We start from the raw sequence: 22,190 nt of genomic DNA, 5'->3' as shown, positions 1-22,190 counted from the left end.
CATCATGAACTTCGCATGCAAGGCCCTGGCGGGCGCCGTGACGCTGGCCGGCGCGGCCACGGCAGCAGCTCAGATTTCGGACGATGTGATACGCATAGGCTTCATCAGCGATATGTCGGGCGTGTACCGCGACTACGACGGACCGGCAGGCGCAGAGGCCATACGCATGGCCATCGCGGACATGGGCGGCGCCATCAACGGCAAGAAGATCGAGCTCGTGGCGGCCGACCACCAGAACAAGGCCGACATCGCCGCCGCCAAGGCGCGCCAATGGTTCGACGTGGAACGCTTCGACATGCTGATCGGCGGCGTGAACTCGGGCGCGGCCATTGCCATGGCAGGCGTGGCGCGCGATAAGCGCAAGCCCTATTTTGTGGTCGGATCGGGGGCTTCCAGCCTCACCAACGAGCAGTGTTCGCCCTACACGGTCATGTATGCCTACGACACGGTGGCCATGGCGCGCGGAACGGCCAGCGCCGTGCTCAAGAGCGGCGGCAAGCGCTGGTTCTTCGTGACGGCCGACTATGCCTTCGGCAATGCGCTTCAGGCCGATGCCGCCAAGGTGCTCGAAGCCGGCAGCGGCAACGTGGCCGGTGCGGTCAAGCACCCGCTGGGCGCCAGCGACTTCTCGTCCTTCATGCTGCAGGCTCTGGCGGCCAAGCCCGATGTACTGGCCCTGGCCAATGCGGGTGGCGACACGGTCAACGCGATCAAGTCGGCGGCGGAATTCGGGCTGGCGCAGAAGATGAAGCTGGCGGGCATGATCATCACCATTCAGGACGTGCACGCCCTGGGCCTGAAGACGGCACAGGGCATGTATCTCACCGACAGCTGGTACTGGAACCAGAGCACCGAGGCCAGCGCATGGGCACGGCGCTTCTTCGACAAGCACAAGCGCATGCCCACCTCCTTCCATGCGGGCGACTACTCTGCCACGCTGCAGTACCTCAAGGCCGTGCAGGCCGCGGGCACGGACGATGGCACCAAGGTGATGGAACAGCTCAGGAAGACCCGCTTCAACGACATGTTCGTCAAGGACGGCTGGCTGCGCGCCGACGGCCTGATGGTGCATGACATGCATCTGATGCAGGTAAAGACACCGGCCGAATCCAGAGAACCCTGGGACTACTACAAGGTGGTCGAGACCATCCGGGGCGAGGCCGCCTGGACCACACGCGCCGAGACACGCTGCGCGCAATGGAAGACATCATGAGCGCGGCCGCACCCGCGATACGGCGCGTGGCCGTGGTTGGCACCGGCGTGATCGGTGCCAGCTGGGCTGCGTTCTTCCTGGCGCGCGGCCTTGATGTGATGGCCACCGATCCCGCACCCGGCGCCGAACAGCGCCTGCGCGAAGCGGTGCAGCGCCACTGGCCGACCATGCAACGCATGGGGCTGGTGGATGGAGCCTCGCCCGGACGCCTTCGCTTTGACGCCGAACTTGAGCGTGCACTGGACGGCTGCGACTTCGTGCAGGAAAGCGGCCCCGAGCGCGCCGACTTCAAGGCCGATCTCTATGCGCGCATGGACGCTTCCACGCCGCCGCAGGTACTGCTGGCCAGCAGCAGCTCGGGCCTGCCGGTCAGCGGCATGCAGGTACGCTGCAAGACGCCGCAGCGCGTGGTTCTGGGTCATCCCTTCAATCCGCCGCACCTGATTCCGCTGGTGGAAGTGGGCGGAGGAGAGTCCACCTCGCCAGGCAGCATCCAGCGCGCCATGGACTTCTATGCAGCGCTGGGCAAGCGCCCCATTCATGTGCGGCGCGAAATCGCTGGCCACATTGCCAACCGTCTGCAGGCCGCGCTGTGGCGCGAGGCTTTTCACCTTGTTGACCAGGGGGTGGCCAGCGTCAGCGACATCGACACGGCCATCGCCCACGGCCCCGGCCTGCGCTGGGCGCTGATGGGGCCATTCATGAACCTGCATCTGTCTGGTGGACAGGGCGGCATGCAGCATCTGCTGGAGCACCTGGGCGGCCCCATCGAAAGCTGGTGGCGCGATCTTGGCAATCCGGCCATGACAGCGGCGCTCAAGGACAGAGTGGTGCAGGGCGTGGCAGAGGCGCGCGGCATGCGCCGCGAGGAGGAGCTGGAGCGCACGCGCGACGAACTGCTGACCGACCTGATACGCGCCAAGGCCCAGGGCTCGCTGTTCTGAGCCCACATGGAGGAGCACCCATGCAAGCCATAGACTTCCTGTCCGATCCGCAGCAGGTCGCCCCGCCGCGAAGCCTGCGCATCAATCTCGACGACGGCAGCTTCGTACTGCGATCGCCCGTGGCGCTCAAGCCCTATGCACGTTGCGTGGGCGAGTGGCTGGAACGTTGGGCGTGCGAAACACCCGAGGCCCCGGCCCTGGCCGAACGCACGCCCGACGGCTGCGGCTGGCGCATGCTCCGCTGGGGCGAGCTGCGCGAGGCCGTGGGACGCACGGCGCAGGGGCTGCTGGACCTGGATCTGCCCCCCGGCCCTGTGGTCATCCTGTCGGACAACGCCATCGATCACGCGGTGCTGATGCTGGCCGCCATGCACGTGGGCCGGGCAGCCTGCTCGCTGTCCAGTGCCTACTCGCGCACGGCGCGCGACTTCGGGCGGCTGCGCCAGATGCTCCAGGCGCTGCAGCCTGCGCTGATCTACGCAGCGGACGCGCGCCTTTACGGACCAGCGCTGGCGGCCTGCGAAACCCACGCGCCCTGCGTCTTCAGCGCACATGCGCAGCACTGGCCTGGCGGGCAGGATTTCGAGTCGCTCATGGCCAGACCCGAGACGGCCGCCGTGCGCACCGCCTATGAGGCCATCGCCCCCGACACGCATGCCAAATACCTGCTGACCTCGGGCTCCACAGGCACGCCAAAGGTGGTCATCAACACGCACCGCATGCTGTGCGCCAACCAGCAGCAAATGGCGCAGACCTGGCGCTTCCTCGAGCAGGAAAAACCCGTGCTCGTGGACTGGCTTCCCTGGAGCCACACCTTCGGCGGCAACCACAACCTGCATCTGGTGCTGGCGCACGGCGGCACGCTCTACATCGACGAGGGCCGGCCCGCACCGGGTCTGATCGAGAAGACGGTGCGCAATCTGCGTGAAGTTCGGCCCACGCTGTGGTTCAACGTGCCGCGCGGCTTCGATATGGTGTTGCCGCTGATGGAGGCCGACGACAAGCTGGCGGCGGACATGCTCTCGCGCCTTCGCCTGGCCTTCTACGCGGCTGCGGCGCTGGCCCCCTCGACCTGGAAGCGGCTGGAGGCGGTAGCCCTGCGCGTGCGCCCGGGCCGCCCCCTGTGGCTGACCACGTCCTGGGGTTGCACCGAGACCTCGCCCGCGATCACCTCGGCCCACTGGCAGCTCGACGGCGCAGGCTGCATAGGTGCGCCGCTGCCCGGACTGGAGCTCAAGTTCGTGCCCAACGGCAACAAGCAGGAAATGCGCGTCAAGGGCGTTTCGGTGTTTCCCGGCTACCGCGATGCAGCGCGCGAAACGGCCGCAGCCTTCGACGAAGAAGGCTACTACCGCATAGGCGACGCTGGCTTCATGGTCGACGAGCTGCGCCCTGAACGAGGCGTCATCTTCAACGGCCGGGTGGCCGAGGACTTCAAGCTCTCCAGCGGCACCTGGGTCTCGGTGGGAACGTTGCGCGTGGAACTGGTGTCACGCCTGGCACCCTGGGTGCAGGACATCGTCATCGCAGGCCACGACCGCGACGAGCTGGGTCTGCTGGTGTTTGCCACGCCCGCGGGCGCTGCCGCCCCCGAAACCCTGGCACAGGCACTGCGCCGCGTGATGCACGAGCAGCGCGACGCAGGCGCGGGCAGCTCGCAAAGCCCCGGCTGCGCGCTGGTGCTGGCCGAGCCGCCGGATGCAGAGGCCGGAGAGATCACCGACAAGGGCTACGTCAACCAGCGCGCGGTGCTGGCGCGGCGCGCCGATGCGGTGCGACGTCTGTTCGCGTCAAAGGATGCATCGGTCATTCGCTGGAACAACTGAAACCATAGCAATCATCGCAAGTCAGTAATCAAAAATTGACTAAGACATTCCAAATTTGATGCATCACAAGCGATGACAGCTATCAGATCAGATGATCGCTGCAGGCGCACCCTGGCCGGCCCAGTGCGCGGCATAGTCGCTGCTGCCCTGCGCGCTGGCGGCCTGGTGCAGCGCCTTGCCTGCGTCATACACCATGGGATAGGCGGGCAGTGCTCCCGCATAGTCCCGCCCCAGCTGGTGCAGGCGGTTGAACATGCCGCGCGCAGGACGCCCGGAAATGGCGGCGGTAATGGCCGTGTGCTGCGCGCTGTCGCTTTGCAACTCGGCGCGGTGGCCTGCCAGGACTTAAGTTGCGCCAGCGCTGCGGCGTCGATGGTGTCGGTAGCTTGCTTTTCTGTCATGGCCATCATGGTCGGGACAAGCGCAGCGGCCCGCAATCCGCGTTTTCTTAGGCATGCCTTTGGCCCCGCTGAAGGCTGGGCTGGCGCATGCTGGCCGCCGCCGCTTTCATTCCCGCGAAGTCCGCCCTTGCGATTGCCGAATGGCGCGGCCCGGCGTTTGCCGGCATGCTTGGTTCCGACTTCTTTCCAACGAACACTGAACGGGAACGGCAAGCCATGGCGCAGAAAATGATGCAGGACAAGGTAGTGGTGGTGACGGGTGCCGGCGGCGGCATCGGGCGCGACATGGCGCTGGCCATGGCGGCCGAGGGCGCCAAGGTGGTGGTCAACGACATCGGCACCTCCACCACGGGCGAGGGCACGGACGCCGGCCCGGCGCAGAAGGTGGTCGATGAGATCAAGGCCGCAGGCGGCCAGGCCGTGGCCAACACCGACAGCGTGGCCGAGGCCGCCAGCGCGGCCCGCATCGTGCAGTGCGCCGTGGACAGCTTCGGCCGCATCGACGGCGTGGTCAACAACGCCGGCATCCTGCGCGACCGGTTCTTCCACAAGATGAGCCTGGAAGAGTGGGACGCCGTCATCAAGGTTCATCTCTACGGCAGCTACTTCATGAGCCGCGCCGCCGCCAACCACTTCAAGGAGCAGGAAAGCGGCGCCCTGGTCCACATGACTTCCACCTCCGGCCTGATCGGCAACCTGGGCCAGGCAAACTACAGCGCTGCCAAGCTGGGCCTGACCGCCCTGTCCAAATCCATTGCGTTGGACATGGCCAAGTTCAATGTGCGCTCCAACTGCATCGCGCCCTTTGCCTGGAGCCGCATGATCGGCTCCATTCCCACCGATACCCCCGAGCAGCAGGCACGTGTGGCCAAGATCCAGCAGATGACGCCCAACAAGATCGCGCCGCTGGCGGTCTATCTGCTGTCCGACCAGGCCAGGGATGTGAACGCCCAGGTCTTTGCCGTACGCAACAACGAGCTGTTTCTGATGAGCCAGCCCCGGCCGCTGCGATCGGTGCATCGCAGCGAAGGCTGGACACCCGAGTTCATTGCCGAGCACGGCATGCCCGCGCTCAAGGCCTCGTTCGTGCCGCTGGACCGATCCGCCGACGTTTTCAGCTGGGATCCTGTCTAGAAAAGCACCCCCTGAGCGGCTGCGCCGCTTCCCCCTCTCTCGCTTCGCGGGAGGGGGACGGCGCCCTCGCCGCGAGGCGGCTCTTGCTCGGCGACCCTGGGTTGGGGTGCGCCGGTTTTGAAGGCTGTTGGTATTGCGCCAGCGCAATCAATTACCGAGATGACCCGTTCCATGACCATTCGCTACGACCACCTGAAACAGCGCCCCTTCGAGCCCGTGCGCCAGCACTATGGCGAGCGCGACACCATGCTCTATGCATTGAGCCTGGGCCTGGGCAGCGATCCGCTGTCGGATGCAGCCCTGCCCTTCTTCTACGAAGGGACGCCGGGCGGGCTGCGCGCCCTGCCCTCGCAGGCCGTGGTGCTGGGCTACCCGGGTTTCTGGGCACGCGAGGCCGATACGGGCATCGACTGGGTGAAGCTGCTGCATGGCGAGCAGCGCATGCGGCTTCACCGACCCTTGCCGGCCAGCGCCGACGTGGTGGGCCACAACCGCATCACGCACCTGACGGACAAGGGCGAAGGCAAGGGCGCCATCATGGTGACCGAGCGGCGCCTGGAGACCGCCGGCGGCGAGCTGCTGGCCACCGTTCAGCAGGTGAGCTTTCTGCGCGGCGATGGCGGCTACAGCCTGCTGGACGGCGGCCAGCCCAGCGATGCGCCCCTGGAGCCGCTGCGCCCCACGCCCGAGGACCGCGCGCCAGACTTCACCGACAACCAGGCCATACGCCCCGAGGCTGCGCTGCTGTACCGCCTGATGGGCGACTACAACCCGCTGCATGCCGACCCGGCCGTGGCACGCAAGGCCGGCTTCGAGCGACCCATCCTGCATGGCCTGGCCAGCTACGGCCTGGTGGCCCATGCCGTGCTGCGCCAATGCGGCGACCGCAATCCCGCGCGCCTGAAGGCGCTGGATGTGCGCTTCACCTCGCCCGTCTATCCCGGCGAAACCCTGGTCACCGAGATCTGGCGCACGCCCGACCAGCCCTGCCAGCTGCAGTTTCGCGCCCGCGTGCTGGAGCGCGACAAAGTCGTGCTCAGCCATGGCTACGCCGAGCTCGCTTGAATGGACCACCCCTGAGTCGCTACGCGCCTTCCCCCTCTCCTTCGGGAGGGGAGCATACGGGCGGCCGGTGACACCCTCGCTGCGGGGCGGCGCGGCCGGCCCAGGCCCTTGCTCGGTGTCCCTGACTTGGGACATGCCGATTTGAATGCCTCGTCACAGGTGTGCATAGGAGCAAGCAAGACATTCCAGCTTTTTCGATCCCAAGAATCAAACTTCGGCACCATGACTACATCCCCTGAAACCTCCCCCGTATTGACCTCCGTCCAGGACGGCATAGGCACGATCACGCTGAACCGCCCCGAGGCCCGCAACGCGCTCAACCAGGCCATGCGCCCGGCCCTGGCCGCCGCCGTGGCGCAGATGCGTGACGACACGCAGGTGCACACCGTCATCCTCACGGGCGCGGGCGGCGCCTTCTGCTCGGGCGGCGACATCCGCCAGATGATGGATGCCAGCCAGGCCGGCCTGCCCTGGCGCCAGCGCATGCGCAGCCTGCACCAGTGGTTTCCCGAGCTGGTCAACCTCGAAAAGCCCGTGATCGCCGCCGTGGACGGCCCGGCCTTCGGCGCGGGCCTGAGCCTGGCGCTGGCCGCCGACTTCGTGCTGTGCACGCGGCGCGCGAAGTTCTGCGCCGTGTTCGGCCGCATCGGCCTGGTGCCCGACCTGGGCGCCATGCACATGCTGCCGCGCATCGTGGGTCTGCAAAAGGCCAAGGAGCTGGTCTTCACCGCGCGCACCGTGCAGGCCGAGGAAGCCAGGTCGCTGGGCATGGTCTACGAGATCGTGAAAGACAGCGAAGCACTGCAGGCCGCTGCCGTGGCGCTGGCCCGCCGCTTTGGTCAGGCGTCCACGGCCGCCATCGGCATGGCCAAGACGGCCATGAACCAGGCTTTCGAGCTGGACGCACGCGCCATGGCCGAGCTGGAAGCCTATGCCCAGACGATGTGCCGTGGCTCCGACTACCACCAGGAGGCGGTGCAGCGCTTCAAGGACAAGCAGCCCACGCGCTTCGACTGGGACCGCGCGCCATGAGCGTGCTGCCGCCGGACGCACTGCAAGAAAGGCTGCAGGCCCTGATCCGCCCAGGCGACACGCTGTGGTGGGGCCAGGCCACGGCCGAGCCGCTGACGCTCACGCGCGCCGTGGTCGCGCAGCGCCAGGCACTGGCGCGGGGCGGCCGGCTGCGCGTCTTCGTGGGCATGGGCGCATCGGGCACGCTGCAACCGGCACATGCCGACGCCATCGACTTCTTCGGCTATGCGGCCGGCGGCCCGCACCGCGCACTGGCCCAGGCGGGCGTGCTGGACATCCTGCCCAGCCACTACTCCCACCTGCCCAGCCTGATCGACGATGGCCTGCTGCCTGCCGAAGTGGTGCTGCTGCAGCTGTCCCCGCCCGACGCACAGGGCCGCTACAGCCTGGGCCTGGTGCATGAATACCTGCCGGCCGCCATACGCAAGGCACGCGTGCTGATCGGCGAGGTCAACCCCGTCATTCCCTGGACGCATGGCAGCCTGCACCTGCAGGCCGGCGACTTCGCCCTGCTGGTCGATGCCGAACACCCTCCGCTGGGCCAGGCGCGCAGCGCGCCCGGCCCTGCCGAGCAGGCCATTGCCGGCCATGTGGCCGCCCTCATCGAAGACGGCGCCACGCTGCAGGTGGGCGTGGGCAACCTGCCCGAGGCCGTGCTCGCCGCCCTGCACGGCCACCGCGACCTGGGCCTGCACAGCGGCGCTGTGGGCGACGGCATTGCCGCCCTGGCCGAAGCCGGCGTGCTGACCCACGCGCACAAGAGCCAGGACCGCGGCGTGGGCATCGGCGGCATCCTCATGGGGGGCGAATCGCTCAGGCGCTGGGCACACCGCAACCCCGCACTGCAACTGCGCGAGACGCGCTACACGCACGACCCCGAGGTGCTGGCGGCCAGCCACCGGCTGGCCGCCATCAATTCGGCAGTGGAGGTGGACCTCACGGGCCAGATCAACTCCGAGGTGGCGGGCGGCGTCTACGTGGGCGCCGTGGGGGGCGCCGTGGACTTTCTGCGCGGCGCGGCACGCAGCCGCGGCGGCCTGCCCATCATCGCCCTGCCCGCCACTGCCGGGGGTGCGACCCGCATCGTCGTGCGGCTGTCCGGTCCCGTCAGTACGCCGCGCAGCGATGCCGGCCTCATCGTCACCGAACACGGCGTGGCCGACCTGCGCGGCCAGACGCTGTCGCGCCGCGTGAAACGGCTGATCGACATCGCGGCACCGGAGCACCGCGCCGACCTGGAACAACAGGCACATACCCTGCTGCGCCAATGCGGCGCAGCCTTTTCCTGATCCACTGATTCCCAAGGAGACAACACCATGCGCAGAGCCGCCATCGTCACCCCCCTTCGCACGCCCGTGGGCACCTTCGGCGGCAGCCTGCGGCCTGTATCGGTCGAGGAGCTGGCCGCCACCACGGTGCGCGCCGTGGTCGAGAAAAGCGGCATCGACCCCGCACGCATCGACGACGTGGTCTTCGCCCAGTCCTACGCCAGCAGCGAAACGCCCTGCGTGGGCCGCTGGGCCGCGCTGCAGGCCGGCCTGCCGGTAGAGGTGCCGGGCATGCAGCTGGACCGCCGCTGCGGCGGCGGCCTGCAGGCCGTGGTTACGGCGGCCATGATGGTGCAAAGCGGCGCCGCCGATGTGGTGATCGCGGGCGGCGTGGAGAGCATGAGCAACATCGAGTACTACAGCACCGACATGCGCTGGGGCGCGCGCTCGGGCAATGTGCGCTTCTATGACCGCCTGGACCGCGGCCGCGAGCGCTCCCAGCCCGTGGAGCGCTTCGGAAAGATCTCGGGAATGATCGAGACAGCCGAGAACCTGGCGCGCGACTACGGCATCAGCCGCGAGGCAGCCGACGCCTATGCCGTGCGCAGCCACCAGCGTGCGGCTGCAGCCTGGACCGCCGGCCGCTTCAACGATGAAATCGTGCCCGTATCCGTGCCCCAGCGCAAGGGCGAGCCTCTGCTGTTCAGCCAGGACGAGGGCTTCCGCGCCGCAACCACCATGGACAGCCTGGCCAAGCTGCGCGTGCTCATGCCCAATGGAACGGTCACGGCCGGCAACGCCAGCCAGCAAAACGACGCCAGCGCCGCCTGCCTGATCGTGGCCGAGGACAAGCTGGCCGAACTGGGCCTCACCCCCATGGCCGCCATGGTGGGCTGGGCCGCCGCAGGCTGCGAGCCCTCGCACATGGGCATAGGCCCCGTGCCCGCCGTCAAGAAACTGCTGGCACGCCTGCACCTCACGCTGGACCAGATGGACCTGATCGAACTCAACGAAGCCTTTGCCTGCCAGGTGCTGTCCGTGCTCAAGGGCTGGGAGTGGAACGACCAGGACGCCATAGACCACAAGCTCAACGTCAACGGCTCCGGCATCTCCCTGGGCCACCCCATAGGCGCCACCGGCGTGCGCATTCTGGCCACGCTGCTGCACGAGCTGGAGCGCCGCAAGGGCCGCTATGGGCTGGAGACCATGTGCATAGGCGGCGGCCAGGGGATTGCGGCGGTGTTCGAGCGGGTGTGAGCTTCCCGCCTCAATCCGCACGCGCGCCCGAAGCCTTCACGCTTGGAGGTGACGGCCAACGCACGCTGGTGGCCGTGCTGGACCAGGTGGTGTTCTCCGGCCTGGGCAATGCCATGTACCTGGTGCGCATGCCCGACCGCCAGCCCACCATGGCAGCGCGCGCCTTCCAGCAGTTCCTGCGCGAGGCCATCGTCACCGCCGCCCCCAGCTGGCAGGCGGGCGCGGACCTGTCTTCCCAGGACGTCCTAACAGCCGGCAAACCCCGGCTTAGGCAAAAGCAGATTCCCAAGAAGCGCCCGCCTGCGCACCATTGCCTGCATGTCCGGCGCAGACCGGGAGCGCCGCCGCAGGCCACGGCAGCGCTTCATTCATTTTTTTCAGGAGACATGCACATGCCCGCCCAACACCGCCGCAAGGCCCTGGCCACCCTGGCCCATGCCCCGCTTCTGGCGTCCCTGGTGACCGCCCTAGCCACCCTGAGCGCCCTGACCGCCCTCCCCGCCGCCGCGCAGGACGCGCAGCCCGTGCGCCTGATCGTGGGCTACTCGGCCGGTGGCCCCGTGGACCAGGGCGCCCGCCTGCTCAGCGTGGCGCTGACCAAGGAGCTGGGCGCCTCGGTGGTGGTGGAGAACAAGCCCGGCGCCAACGCCACCATGGCCGGCAGCGAGGTCGTGCGCGCCAGGCCCGACGGCCTCACGCTGTGGTTCGCGGCCAGCCCCACCATCACCATCAGCCCCAACGTGATGAGCAAGATGTCCTTCGACCCGGCCCGTGACCTCACGCCCGTGGCGCCCGTGCTCAGCTACTACAACGTGCTGGTGGTCAACAACAACGAGCCCTACAAGACCACAGCCGAGCTAGCGGCCTATGCCAAGGCCCATCCGCAAAAGCTCAACTACGGCTCGGCCGGCGTGGGCGGATCCAACCACCTGGGCGCGCTGCTGTTCGCGCGGCGCAGCGGCATCGAGATGAACCACATTCCCTACAAGGGCAACGCACCGGCCATGACCGACGTGATCGGCGGCCAGCTGAGCATGATGCTGGACATCATCAGCACCGCCAGCAGCTACATCCAGGGCGGCAAGGTGCGCGCCGTGGCCGTGACTTCCCCGCAGCGCAATGCCTCGCTGCCCGATGTGCCCACCTTTGCCGAGTCCGGCATCGAAGGCCTCAAGGGCTTCGACGTGGGCGGCTGGTATGGCGTCTATGGGCCCAAGGGCATGTCGCCCGAACTCGTGGCCCGCCTGAACAAGTCCATCAACGCCGCCCTGGCCCAGCCGGAGCTGCGCAAGCGCCTCAAGGAACTGGGCTACGAAGAGTGGACCGGCGCCCCCCAGAAACTGGCCGAGCGCGGTGCAAAAGAACGCGCGATGTGGGCCACCGTCACGCAAGGAATTGTGGTGGACTGACACCCCCTGGGTCGCTTCGCGCCTTCCCCCTGACACCCTCGGTGCGGGGTGGCACTTCCTCGGTGTCTCCGAGTGGGGCCGCACCATTTGCAAAGGCCATGCCATGGCATCCATGAATCAACGAATACACCATCTGCTGGACCGCTGGCTGGCCGAAGCGCCGCAGCGTCCCTTCATCCACCTGCCCGACGGCAGCAGCCTGAGCTTTGCCGAGCTGGGCGCGCTGGCGGACACGGCCGAGGCCGAGCTGCGTGCGCTGCAGGTGCGGCCCGGCGACCGCGTGCTGGTCGTGGCCGAGAACTGCCCCGAGCATGCGGCACTGATCCTGGCCTGCAGCCGCGTGGGCGCCTGGTCCTGCGGCGTAAACGCACGCATGGCACCCGGCGAGATCGATGCCTTTGCAGCCAAGGCCGATGCGCGCGTGGTGTATTTCACCTCGGCCGCATCGGACAGCGCCAGCGGCCACGCGCGGCGCTTTGGCGCAGGCGACTCGGCACTGGCCGGCATGCAGCACAGCCCCGTGCGCGCTGAGGCGGTGGCCGAATCCGGTGCGCTGCAGGACGAGGTGGCGGCGCTGATCTTCACCTCGGGCACCACGGGCACGCCCAAGGGCGTGATGGTGGGGCATGACGCGCTGACGCTGTTCGCGTGCGTCTCGGCCGCATCGCGCGGCCTGGGTCCGCAGGACCGCAGCTATGCCTTCGTGCCCATGACCCATATCTTCGGCCTGGGCACGGTGCTGCTGGCCTCGCTGCATGCAGGCGCGCAGATGGTGATGCGCCCGCAGTTCGACCCGGCCGACCTGCTGGACGCGCTGGCGCGCCACGGCATCTCGCAACTGCAGGGGCCGCCTGCGCTGTACGCGCGCCTGCTGGCCTATCTGCAGGAGCAGGGCATTGCACACCCGCAGGCGCCAGCGCTGCGCTATGTCTATACCGGCGCAGGACCGCTGGACCTGACGCTCAAGAAACGCGTGGAGGCCGTCTTCGGCCAGGCGCTGCACCATGGCTACGGCCTGTCGGAATACGCAGGGTCGGTCCACCTCACGCGCCAGGGCGAGCAGCGGCCCGACACCAGCGCCGGCTACGTGGTGGAAGGCGCCGAGGTGCGCGCCGTGGACCCGGCCACGGGCCGCAGCCTGCCGGTGGGCGAGCGCGGCGAGCTGTGGATACGCGGGCGCGGCCTGATGCACGGCTACTTCCGCGATGACCAGGCCACGGCCGCCGTGATGCGCGAGGGCGGCTGGTACGCCAGCGGCGACCTGGGCGAGCTGCATGCCGACGGCGCGCTCTTCGTGGTGGGGCGGCTCAAGGAAATGATCATCCGCTCGGGCTTCAACGTGTATCCGGCCGAGGTGGAACTGGCGCTCAACGAGCTGCCCGGCGTGCAGCGCAGCGCCGTGGTCGGCCGCCCCGAAAACGATGGCAACGAGGAGGTCATCGCCTTCGTCGAGCTGCAGCCCGGCGCCACGCTGGACATCGCTGCCGCGCGTGCCCACCTGCGAGAACGGCTGGCGCCCTACAAGCTGCCCGCCCGCATCGTGCCCCTGGCTGAGCTGCCCACCAGCCCCAACGGCAAGGTGCTCAAGCGCCTGCTGCAGGAACAGGCGCTGCGCGTTTCCTGAGCGCCGCTCAGTCCGCCTGGATGCCGGCCACCTTGACCACCTGGGCCCATTTGCGCAGCTCGCTGCTCAGGCGCTCGCGCATCTGCTGCTGGGTGCCAGAGTCGGCCTCGGCGCCGGCCGTCAGCAGGCGCTCGCGGACGGCGGCATCGCGCAGCGCGGTGTTGAAGTCGGCATTGATGCGCGCCAGCACGGCGGGCGGCGTGCGGGCCGGCGCGAACAGGGCCGCCCAGGAATAGGCCTCGTACTCGGGCAGGCCCGACTCGGCGATGGTGGGCACCTCGGGCAGCATGGCCGAGCGCTGGCGGCTGGCCACGCCCAGCACCTTGATGCGGCCCGACTTGATGTGCTGCAGCGCGCTGGGCGCATCGGCAAACATCAGCTGCACCTGGCCGCCCAGCAGGTCGTTCATGGCCGGCGCGCTGCCCTTGTAGGGAATGTGCTGCAGCTTGATGCCTGCATGCATGTTGAACAGCTCGCCGGCCAGGTGCGTGCCGCCGCCATTGCCCGAGGAGCCGAAGCTCAGCCCGTTGCCGGACTTGGCCAGCGCGATCAGCTCGCGCACGCTGCGGGCGGGCACCGAGGGATGGGCCACCAGGAAGACCGGGAACATGGCGGCAAAGCTCACGGGCGCGAAGTCACGCTCTATGTCGTAGGTCATCTTCGGCTGCAGCGCCGGGTTCACCGCATGGTGGATGGAGCCCACGAACAGCGTGTAGCCGTCGGCAGGCTCCTTGGCTGCGAGGGCCGCGCCCACCATGCCGCCGGCGCCCGCGCGGTTGTCCACGATGCAGGGCTGCGGCCAGATCTCGCCCAGCTTCTGGGTGAAGGCGCGCGCCGTGGTGTCCACCGGGCCGCCGGGCGGAAAGGGCACGATGAAGCGCACGGGCCGCGTGGGCCAGGCATCGGCCGCATGGGCCACCCGGGCTGCGGGAAACAGGCTGCTGGCAGCCAGCGCGCCGCCGGCGGACAGCAGGCGGCGGCGCTGCGAGGAAAAGGAGGAAGACGGCAGGGAAGACGAGGGCATGGCGAAACTCCGGGCAACGGGCGGCGGCTTGCCGCGCGGCCCATTCTGGGCAAGCTGCCCTGCCCCGTGTTTCGCCAATGTGGAAGGCGCGCTTCCAGGGCTCCCAAGCGGTGGAAACCCTGGGGAAGCGGTCGACTCCCGTACAGCCTAGTGGCTGATCATCCAGGGCCGCCGCGAGGGCGCGGACTTTGCGCCGTTGGGCGCCGTCACCGTGGCGCTGCGCCGGCCCGATCCGCAGCAGCCGCAGCCTGCCGGGTGCCTGAGCCGCGCATAGTCATAGTCGCGCGAGCTGGCGGGCTCGTGGCGTGCGCGCTCGTTGGTGTCCATGGCGCGGCGCGTGCCGTCGGCCATCAGCGCCAGCCGGGGCGCAGCGGCCAGAACGCGTGCGGACGCCGTGCCGCAGCCCGGGCAGGCCGCCGGCTCGTCGCGCAGGCGCAGCGGCCGCAGGGCCTCGAAGCCGCCGCATTGCGCGCAGTCGTAGTCGTAGGTGGGCATGGGCGGGCTCCTTGGCGTCAGCGCAGGTCGGGGGACAGGGGCATGTCGATGCTGCCGTCGAACTGGACGACCGGCCCCGCCGCGTTGGGGTTGATGTCGAAGTCGAAGATGCCCGTGGGCAGCCACAGCGTGGCGCAGGAGTTGGGCACGTCCACCACGCCGCTGATATGGCCTTGCACAGGCGCCGTGCCCAGGATGGAATACGCCTGGGCGCCGCTGTAGCCGAACTTCTTCAGGTATTCGATGGCGTTCAGGCAGGCCTGGCGGTAGGCCACGTTGACATCCAGGTAGTGCTGTCTGCCGCTCTCGTCCACCGAGATGCCCTCGAAGATCAGGTAGTCGTCATAGCGCGGCGTGATGGGGCTGGGCTTGAAGATGGGGTTCCTGATGCCGTACCTGGCCATGCCGCCCTTGATGAGGCCGACCTTCATGTGCACCCAGCCGGCCATCTCGATGGCGCCGCAGAAGGTGATCTCGCCGTCGCCCTGGCTGAAGTGCAGGTCGCCCACGCTCAGGCCGGCCCCGTCCACATAGACCGGGAAGAACACCTTGGCGCCGCGCGAGAGGTCCTTGATGTCGCAGTTGCCGCCGTGCTCGCGCGGCGGCACGGTGCGTGCGCCTTCGGCTGCGGCCTTGTCGCGGGCCTCGCCGCGCATCTGGCCCATGTGGGCCGTGCCGGCCGACGGCGGGTTGGCCAGGCCGGGCACGCGCTCGGGATCGGTGGCGATCAGGGCGCGCTCGCGCTCGTTCCACATCTCCAGCATGGGCCGGTCAGGCAGGCAGCCGATGAGGCCTGGATGGATGAGGCCGGGGAAGTTCACGCCCGGGATATGGCGCGAGCTGGTGAACATGCCCTTGAAGTCCCAGATCGATTTCTGGGCCGAGGGGAAATGGTCGGTCAGGAAGCCGCCGCCATTGTTTTTGGAGAAAAAACCGTTGAAGCCCCAGAGGCTGTCGGGCTTGGCGCCGATGTCCAGCAGGTCCACCACCAGCAGGTCGCCGGGCTGGGCGCCCTTCACGCCCACGGGGCCGGACAGATAGTGCACCGTGGTCAGGTCGATGTCGCGCACATCGTCGGCGCTGTCGTTGTTCTTGATGAAGCCGCCGGTCCAGTCGTAGGTCTCCAGGATGAAGTCGTCGCCGGGCTGGACCCAGCAGGCCATGGGAATGTCCGGGTGCCACCGGTTGTGGACCCTTTCGTTGTCGGTGGGCGGGCGGTTCAGGTCAACCTTGATCAGCGTATCCGTCATGTGCAAAAGCCTCCTGGGTGGGTGGGGATCGACAGCGGAGAACGGGCCGGGGTGCGGCACGCCATTGCCGGCCTTCCTGTGGCGCCACGCCGTGCCAAAGCGGCAGCGCGCACTCGGTGCGCCGGCAGGCGGCGCAGGGCGGGTATGAAGAAAAGGCCGGGAATGCATAAACACCATAGCAGCCGTGCCTGCCGGCCCGCCTAGGCAGCAACCCTGGGTTGACAGCCGGACGCCGGCGCTGGTGAAGCCACCCTTCCAGATTGGCGAATTGAAGCGGCCCCGCGATGCGGGCATGCTGGCGGACAGCCGCTGCCCTGCATGCCGCCGGGCGCAGCGCCAAGAACACAAAGAATGGAAACACCGCCCATGCACCTGAGCGCACAGACCCACTACCAGGCCGAACTCGATGCCGGCCGATTCGCCATCCAGCAATGCACGGCCTGCCAGCAACATGTGTTCACCCCCCGAGAGCTGTGCCCGCACTGCGGCGCCAGCCCGCTGCGCTGGGTACGCCCCAGCGGCCAGGGCACGGTCTACTCCACCACCACCATCGCCCGCAAGCCCGAAGCCGGCGGTGACTACAACGTGGCGCTGATCGATCTGGATGAAGACGTGCGCATGATGAGCCGCATCGAGGGCATTGCACCCGAGCACGTGCTGATCGGCATGCGCGTCACTGCCCGGACGATCCAGCACAACGGCAAGGGGCTGGTCGTATTCCAACCCGCCGTCAATGCACCAGGAGAGGTCGCATGAGCGTTTCCCTGCCTTCATCCAGCCTGGACGCCGCAGCCGCGAATCGTGCCCTGCGCGGCAAAGTGGCCATTGCCGGCGCTGCCACCTATGGCTGCGGCGAAGCCCCCGGCATGGACGATATGACGCTGCTGGTACGTGCTGCCCACGCTGCCGTGGCCGATGCCGGCCTGAGCATGCAGGACATCGACGGCCTTGCCACCTGCAGCGTCACCGCCAGCATGTGGGCCATGCCGGTGATCGAACATCTGGGCATCAATCCCAGCTACATCGACGGCACCATGCTGGGCGGCAGCAGCTTCGTGGCCCATTTGCTGCCCGCCATGCGCGCGCTGGAAGCCGGCCAGTGCAAAGCTGTGCTGATCTGCTACGGCAGCGCCCAGCGCTCCGGTTCCGCAGGCCGCAAGGACATCGTGGCCGCGCGTCGTGCCATGGACCCCCAGCCTTATGAACACCCTTACGAGCCGCTGCTGCCAGCCTCGGCCTATGCGCTGGCCGCCCAGCGCCATATGCACCAGTACGGCACCACGCGCGAGCAGCTGGCCGAGGTGACGGTAGCGGCCCGTGCCTGGGCTCAGCTCAACCCCGAAGCCTTTATGCGTGACCCGCTCACCATCGACGATGTGCTGAAGGCGCGCATGGTCTCCAGCCCCCTGGGCGTGCGCGACTGCTGTCTGGTCACCGACGGTGCCGGCGCCATCGTGCTCACCCGCGCGGACCGTGCCAAGGATCTGCCACAGCCCCCCATCTACATCCTGGGCAATGCCACGGCCTGCTGGAACCGCCAGATCTCCTGCATGCCCGATCTGACCGTGACCTCGGCCACCCAATCCGGCCGGCAGGCCTTTGCCATGGCGGAGCTGACGCCAGCCGACATGGACATGGCCCAGCTGTATGACGCATTCACGATAAACACCCTCCTGTTCCTGGAAGACCTGGGCTTTTGCCGCAAGGGCGAGGGAGGTGCCTTTGTGCAAGGCGGCGCCATCGCCCCCGGCGGCCGTCTGGCCGTGAACACCAATGGCGGCGGCCTGTCCTGCGTCCACCCGGGCATGTATGGCGTGTTCCTGCTGATTGAGGCCGTGCGCCAGCTGCGCGGCCAGGCCGGCCTGCGGCAGCTGGCACGCCACCGCACGGCCGTGGTCCACGGCAACGGCGGCACGCTGTCAAGTCAGTCGACAGCAATCCTCGGCACTGCCGAGGCTCTCACCCCCTGAGTCGCTACGCGCCTTCCCCCCGTGGCACGGCGCCTCTCTACTCGCTTCGCGAGGGAGGGGGACGACACCCTCGGTGCGGGGCGGCGCGGCCGGCTTAGGCCCTTCCTCGGTGTCCCTGGCCCGAGCCACGCCGGTTTCATACGCCACAGGCGGTGCGATGGGCGTAATGAACAACTCACAAGACAAGGAGATACACCGCAATGATCCGCGACCCAGAAACCCTCGAAGCCCTGCTGGACAGCGTGCGCCGCTTTGTGCGCGAGCGTCTGGTGCCTGCCGAAAACGAAGTGGCCGACACTGACGAAATCCCCGCCGCCATCGTGCAGGAGATGCGCGATCTGGGCCTCTTCGGTCTGACCATTCCCGAACGCTTCGGGGGTCTGGAGCTGAGCATGGAGGAAGAGGTCCGTGTGCTGCTGGAGCTGTGCCAGACTGCGCCGGCGTTTCGCTCCGTCATCGGCACCACCGTCGGCATTGGCTCACAAGGCATTTTGATGGATGGCACGCCCGAGCAGCAGGCGCAGTGGCTGCCCAGGCTTGCCACCGGCGAGGTGATTGCCTCGTTCGCACTGACCGAGCCAGAAGCCGGCTCTGACGCGGCATCGCTGCGCACCACAGCGATCAGGAACGGCGACCACTACATCGTCAACGGCACCAAGCGCTTCATCACCAATGCTCCGCACGCAGGCATGTTCACGCTGATGGCCCGCACCAACCCCGAGGACAAGAGCGCGGGTGGTGTGTCCTCCTTCATCGTCGACGCCAGGTCTGCGGGCATCAGCTTTGGCAGATACGACAAGAAGATGGGCCAGCGCGGCGCCCACACCTGCGATGTGATCTTTGACAACGTCAAGGTGCCTGCCGCCAATCTGATCGGCCTGCAGGAAGGCAAGGGTTTCAAGACCGCCATGAAGGTGCTTGAGAAAGGCCGCATCCACATTGCCGCCGTGGCCGTGGGCTGCGCCAGGCGCATTCTGCGCGATGCTCTGCAGTACGCGCTGGAGCGCAAGCAGTTCGGCCAGGCGATCTGCGACTTTCAGCTGGTGCAGGCCATGCTGGCCGACAGCCAGGCCGAGCTGTACGCGGCCGAGTGCATGACGATCGATGCGGCCCGCCGCCGTGACGACGGCAGCAATGTGTCGACCGAGGCCTCCTGCGCCAAGATGTTCGCCACCGAGATGTGCGGCCGCGTGGCCGACCGCGCGGTGCAGATCCTGGGAGGGTCTGGCTATATGTCCGAATACGGCATCGAGCGCTTCTACCGCGATGTGCGCCTGTTCCGGTTGTACGAGGGCACGACGCAGATTCAGCAGATCATCATTGCCCGCAACATGGTGCGCGAAGCCCGCGCCAACGCATGAGCATCCTCAACCTTCCGACCGCAATGCCCGCAGCATCCGGCCATGAGCGCAGCGCATTCATGCGCCTGCTGGGCGCCTGCCAGGTGGCCGATGCGCCCCCCGGCACGGTCCAGATACGACTGCCCGAGTTGCGCGAGGAACTGCTCAACCAGCTGCCTGCCGCCCATGGCGGCGTGCTGATGAGCCTGCTGGATTCGGTGATGTCGCGCGCTGCCAGCGCACTGCCAAAGGCGCCATCTCAGACCGCCGTGACGGTAGAGATGAGCAGCCGCTTTCACCGTCCCGGTCGCGGCGGCCTGCTGGCCGAGGGCTGGGTAGTGCAAGCCAGCCTCAGCCTGTGCAGCTGCGCCGCCAGGATCACCGACGCACAAGGCACGCTGGTGGCTACCGCCCACGGCACGTTCAAGTACTGGAAGGCCCCCACCACACTGGAAAAGTGAGCACCCCCCGCTCATGGAATCATGGCTTTGGGCCTGCATCGCCTTGAAACCTTGAATCCACAAGCGCAGCACGCTCTGTTTTTATTTAGTAAGTGTTTGCGCTGCCTAGAGCAGCTCGCCGGTATCGGACTCTCCCGCAGCATCGATCACCAGCAGCTGCACCAGCTCCTTGGCAAAACTGGGCAGCGCATCCAGGCTGCGCATGCAGATCTGCATATCGCGTACCGACCAGGCATCCGACAGCGGCACGATGGCGATGTTCATGACTGCCGCATGGCGGCTGGCCGCCGACTCCGGCAGCACGCCCACGCCCACGCCGGACTCGATCATGCGGCAAGCCGTCTCGAAGTTGCCGACCTGGATGCGCTGCTTGATGGGCTTGTGCAGATGGTCCGAGGCCTGACGCAGAAAAGCATGGATGGCGCTGGACTCGTGCAGGCCCACATAGTCCAGATCCAGCGTGTCGGAAAACGCCAGCTGCATCACCCCATCCAGCGCATGCCCCCTGGGCACCACCAGCACCAGCCTGTCCTTGCGATAGGGCAGGGTTTCCAGGTTCTCGGTGCGCACCAGACCGGCCACGATGCCGATGTCGGTCTGCCCTTCGGTCACGGCGCGCACGATGTCGTGGGACAGACGCTCGCGCAGGTCCACATTCACATCCGGATTGCGGCCCAGAAACTCGCGCAATACCGGCGGCAGGAATTCGCTCAGCGAAGTGGTGTTGGCATACACGCGCAGATGGCCCTTGATGCCACGCACATACTCCTGCATGTCGCCGCGCAGGTGCTCGATCTGGCTGAGCACCATGCGCGCATGGGTCACAAACGCCTGGCCTGGCGGCGTCAGGGTCACGCCCTGGCTGGTGCGGTAGAGCAGCTTGGTGCCGATGCTGTCTTCCAGATTCTTGATGCGCGTGCTGGCCGCCGGCAGCGAAATGCACGAGAGTTCGGCGCCACGAGTCATGCTGTTGGCCTCCGCGATATGGGTCATCAAGCGCAGGTCTACGAGGTCAAAGTGCATGGACATGGCTGCATTGTATGAACGCAGCCAGTGATCGGCTGTCGCGGATTGGCGCGGCTGGCCCGGATAAACCCGGCTTCCACAAATGCGAAACACGCGACTGCCGGGCTTGCCTACGATGGCTGCCAGCCCTCTATCCGGACCCAATCTCTTCATGACCGCTGCTGCTGTTTCCTCCGCCACTGCCCGCACAGGTGCCCTGAGCCATCTGCGCGTGCTCGATCTCTCACGCGTGCTCGCCGGCCCCTGGTGCACACAGAATCTGGCCGACATGGGCGCCGACGTGATCAAGATCGAAAAGCCCGGCGAAGGCGACGACACGCGCCACTGGGGGCCGCCCTTTTTCCCCGATCAAGATGGCCGGCCCACAACCCAAGCCTGCTATTTCGCGGCCTGCAACCGCAACAAGCGATCGGTCACGGTCGACATGGCAACCCCGGAAGGCCAGGCCATCATCCGCGAGCTGGCCATGCAAAGCGACGTGCTGGTGGAGAACTTCAAGACCGAGGGTCTGAGGCGCTACGGCCTGGACTATGAATCCCTGAGCGCGCTGAACCCGCGCCTGATCTACTGCTCGGTCACGGGCTTCGGCCACACCGGACCGTATGCGCCGCGCGCCGGCTACGACCTGCTGGTTCAGGCCATGAGCGGGCTGATGAGCGTCACCGGCCATGCCGACGGCGAGCCCGGCGGCGCCCCCATGCGCGTAGGCGTGGCCGTGATCGACCTGTTCACCGGCATGTACGCCACCACGGCCATTCTGGGCGCGCTCGAGGCACGCCACAGCACGGGCCGAGGCCAGCATATCGATATGGCGCTGCTGGACGTGGCCATGGCAGTGCTGGCCAACCAGGGCACAGGTTTCCTGAACACCGGGAGCATTCCGGGCCGCCAGGGCAACACCCACCCCAGCGTGGTTCCTTATCAGGACTTTCCCACGGCCGACGGCAATATGCTGCTGGCGATAGGCAACGACGGCCAGTTCGCACGCTTTTGCGAAGCGGCCGGCGTGGCCTGGCACCAGGACGCGCGCTTCACCACGAACGCGGGCCGGGTCATTCACCGTGTGGAGATCGTCGACATGATGTCCGAGCTGACCCGCAGCCGCAGCACGGCCGACTGGATCGCGTTGCTGGAAGCCCGCGCCGTGCCCTGCGGCCCCATCAACAACATCCGTCAGGCCTTTGAAGACCCCCATGTGCAGGCACGTGGCCTGCGCATCACGCAGCAGCGCTACCCGGATGGACCGCTGCCGCAGGGCGAGTCCATCAACCAGGTGGTCACCACGGCCAGCCCTCTGCGCCTGTCCGACACTCCGGCCACGCTGCGTTATGCGCCTCCAGCCCTGGGCCAGCACACGGAAGAGGTGCTGGCCGAGCGGCTGGGGCTGGATGCGGCGCGGCTGCAGGAGCTGCGCGGCAGGGGGGTGCTGTAGAGCGGAAAAGCGGCCGAAC

Annotated in this window: 19 protein-coding genes and 1 pseudogene; 15 read left to right on the top strand and 5 right to left on the bottom strand. The window is 67.7% G+C overall.

Going from position 1 to position 22,190, the window contains the following annotated elements; translation table 11 throughout:
- Window positions 1-4: 4 nt before the first annotated feature.
- The 3 genes from F0P97_RS01240 to F0P97_RS01230 are packed head-to-tail and all read left to right on the top strand — an operon-like array spanning window position 5 to window position 3,983.
- On the top strand, window positions 5-1,213 hold the full coding sequence (locus F0P97_RS01240) for an ABC transporter substrate-binding protein (RefSeq protein ID WP_182285317.1): 1,209 nt from the start codon (window positions 5-7) through the stop codon (window positions 1,211-1,213).
- Complete coding sequence (locus tag F0P97_RS01235) at window positions 1,210-2,157, top strand: 3-hydroxyacyl-CoA dehydrogenase NAD-binding domain-containing protein (RefSeq protein WP_182285316.1); 948 nt, start codon at window positions 1,210-1,212, stop codon at window positions 2,155-2,157. Before F0P97_RS01240 ends, F0P97_RS01235 begins: the two co-directional genes overlap by 4 nt.
- Before the next feature lie 20 nt (window positions 2,158-2,177).
- Window positions 2,178-3,983 carry a feruloyl-CoA synthase gene (locus F0P97_RS01230; protein ID WP_182285315.1) on the top strand — a complete coding sequence of 602 codons (1,806 nt, stop codon included), beginning with the start codon at window positions 2,178-2,180 and terminating at the stop codon, window positions 3,981-3,983.
- A gap of 96 nt (window positions 3,984-4,079) precedes the next feature.
- Here F0P97_RS01230 and F0P97_RS01225 read toward each other — a convergent pair.
- Window positions 4,080-4,316, bottom strand: a pseudogene (locus F0P97_RS01225) (nitronate monooxygenase); the annotation flags it as partial.
- Between the two features lie 284 nt (window positions 4,317-4,600).
- Here F0P97_RS01225 and F0P97_RS01220 point away from each other — a divergent pair.
- The 7 genes from F0P97_RS01220 to F0P97_RS01190 all read left to right on the top strand — a co-directional run bounded on the left by F0P97_RS01220 (window position 4,601) and on the right by F0P97_RS01190 (window position 13,173).
- Complete coding sequence (locus F0P97_RS01220) at window positions 4,601-5,518, top strand: SDR family NAD(P)-dependent oxidoreductase (protein WP_182287065.1); 918 nt, start codon at window positions 4,601-4,603, stop codon at window positions 5,516-5,518.
- 171 nt (window positions 5,519-5,689) lie between these two features.
- A complete protein-coding gene (locus tag F0P97_RS01215) occupies window positions 5,690-6,583 on the top strand; it encodes a MaoC family dehydratase (protein WP_182287064.1) in 894 nt (297 codons plus the stop codon).
- A gap of 222 nt (window positions 6,584-6,805) precedes the next feature.
- A complete protein-coding gene (locus F0P97_RS01210; RefSeq protein ID WP_182285314.1) occupies window positions 6,806-7,615 on the top strand; it encodes an enoyl-CoA hydratase/isomerase family protein in 810 nt (269 codons plus the stop codon).
- Entirely contained in the window at window positions 7,612-8,904 is a 1,293-nt protein-coding gene (locus tag F0P97_RS01205; RefSeq protein WP_182285313.1) for an acetyl-CoA hydrolase/transferase family protein, read from the top strand. Before F0P97_RS01210 ends, F0P97_RS01205 begins: the two co-directional genes overlap by 4 nt.
- Before the next feature lie 27 nt (window positions 8,905-8,931).
- Window positions 8,932-10,140, top strand: a complete 1,209-nt coding sequence (locus tag F0P97_RS01200; RefSeq protein ID WP_182285312.1) for an acetyl-CoA C-acetyltransferase — start codon at window positions 8,932-8,934, stop codon at window positions 10,138-10,140.
- Between the two features lie 392 nt (window positions 10,141-10,532).
- On the top strand, window positions 10,533-11,549 hold the full coding sequence (locus tag F0P97_RS01195) for a Bug family tripartite tricarboxylate transporter substrate binding protein (RefSeq protein WP_182287063.1): 1,017 nt from the start codon (window positions 10,533-10,535) through the stop codon (window positions 11,547-11,549).
- 112 nt (window positions 11,550-11,661) lie between these two features.
- On the top strand, window positions 11,662-13,173 hold the full coding sequence (locus tag F0P97_RS01190) for a class I adenylate-forming enzyme family protein (RefSeq protein WP_182285311.1): 1,512 nt from the start codon (window positions 11,662-11,664) through the stop codon (window positions 13,171-13,173).
- A gap of 7 nt (window positions 13,174-13,180) precedes the next feature.
- Here F0P97_RS01190 and F0P97_RS01185 read toward each other — a convergent pair whose 3' ends face one another.
- The 3 genes from F0P97_RS01185 to fmdA form a co-directional block, all read right to left on the bottom strand.
- The gene (locus F0P97_RS01185; protein ID WP_182285310.1) at window positions 13,181-14,197 is read right to left on the bottom strand and encodes a tripartite tricarboxylate transporter substrate binding protein; all 1,017 of its coding nucleotides are present in this window, start codon (window positions 14,195-14,197) and stop codon (window positions 13,181-13,183) included.
- Window positions 14,198-14,344: 147 nt separating this feature from the next.
- Entirely contained in the window at window positions 14,345-14,692 is a 348-nt protein-coding gene (locus tag F0P97_RS01180) for a zinc ribbon domain-containing protein (protein ID WP_182285309.1), read from the bottom strand.
- Between the two features lie 17 nt (window positions 14,693-14,709).
- The gene (fmdA, locus tag F0P97_RS01175) at window positions 14,710-15,942 is read right to left on the bottom strand and encodes a formamidase (RefSeq protein WP_182285308.1); all 1,233 of its coding nucleotides are present in this window, start codon (window positions 15,940-15,942) and stop codon (window positions 14,710-14,712) included.
- A gap of 366 nt (window positions 15,943-16,308) precedes the next feature.
- On the opposite strand from fmdA, the gene F0P97_RS01170 reads away from it, so the two are divergent.
- From F0P97_RS01170 to F0P97_RS01155, 4 genes are all read left to right on the top strand, one after another.
- On the top strand, window positions 16,309-16,698 hold the full coding sequence (locus tag F0P97_RS01170) for a Zn-ribbon domain-containing OB-fold protein (RefSeq protein WP_182287062.1): 390 nt from the start codon (window positions 16,309-16,311) through the stop codon (window positions 16,696-16,698).
- The gene (locus F0P97_RS01165) at window positions 16,695-17,912 is read left to right on the top strand and encodes a thiolase (RefSeq protein WP_182285307.1); all 1,218 of its coding nucleotides are present in this window, start codon (window positions 16,695-16,697) and stop codon (window positions 17,910-17,912) included. The genes F0P97_RS01170 and F0P97_RS01165 overlap by 4 nt, the downstream gene beginning before the upstream one ends.
- 200 nt (window positions 17,913-18,112) lie before the next feature.
- The gene (locus F0P97_RS01160; protein ID WP_182285306.1) at window positions 18,113-19,273 is read left to right on the top strand and encodes an acyl-CoA dehydrogenase family protein; all 1,161 of its coding nucleotides are present in this window, start codon (window positions 18,113-18,115) and stop codon (window positions 19,271-19,273) included.
- Window positions 19,270-19,713: a PaaI family thioesterase gene (locus F0P97_RS01155; RefSeq protein ID WP_182285305.1), complete on the top strand. Its 444-nt coding sequence runs from the start codon at window positions 19,270-19,272 to the stop codon at window positions 19,711-19,713. The genes F0P97_RS01160 and F0P97_RS01155 overlap by 4 nt, the downstream gene beginning before the upstream one ends.
- A gap of 105 nt (window positions 19,714-19,818) precedes the next feature.
- Here F0P97_RS01155 and F0P97_RS01150 read toward each other — a convergent pair whose 3' ends face one another.
- The gene (locus tag F0P97_RS01150) at window positions 19,819-20,742 is read right to left on the bottom strand and encodes a LysR substrate-binding domain-containing protein (RefSeq protein WP_182285304.1); all 924 of its coding nucleotides are present in this window, start codon (window positions 20,740-20,742) and stop codon (window positions 19,819-19,821) included.
- A gap of 148 nt (window positions 20,743-20,890) precedes the next feature.
- On the opposite strand from F0P97_RS01150, the gene F0P97_RS01145 reads away from it, so the two are divergent.
- Window positions 20,891-22,171, top strand: coding sequence for a CaiB/BaiF CoA transferase family protein (locus F0P97_RS01145; RefSeq protein ID WP_182285303.1), 1,281 nt, complete (start codon window positions 20,891-20,893; stop codon window positions 22,169-22,171).
- Window positions 22,172-22,190 lie beyond the last annotated feature (19 nt).

It is taken from the genome of Comamonas testosteroni (genome assembly GCF_014076415.1).
GTDB lineage: Bacteria > Pseudomonadota > Gammaproteobacteria > Burkholderiales > Burkholderiaceae_C > Comamonas > Comamonas testosteroni_F.
This window is presented reverse-complemented; position numbering and strand designations above follow the sequence as displayed.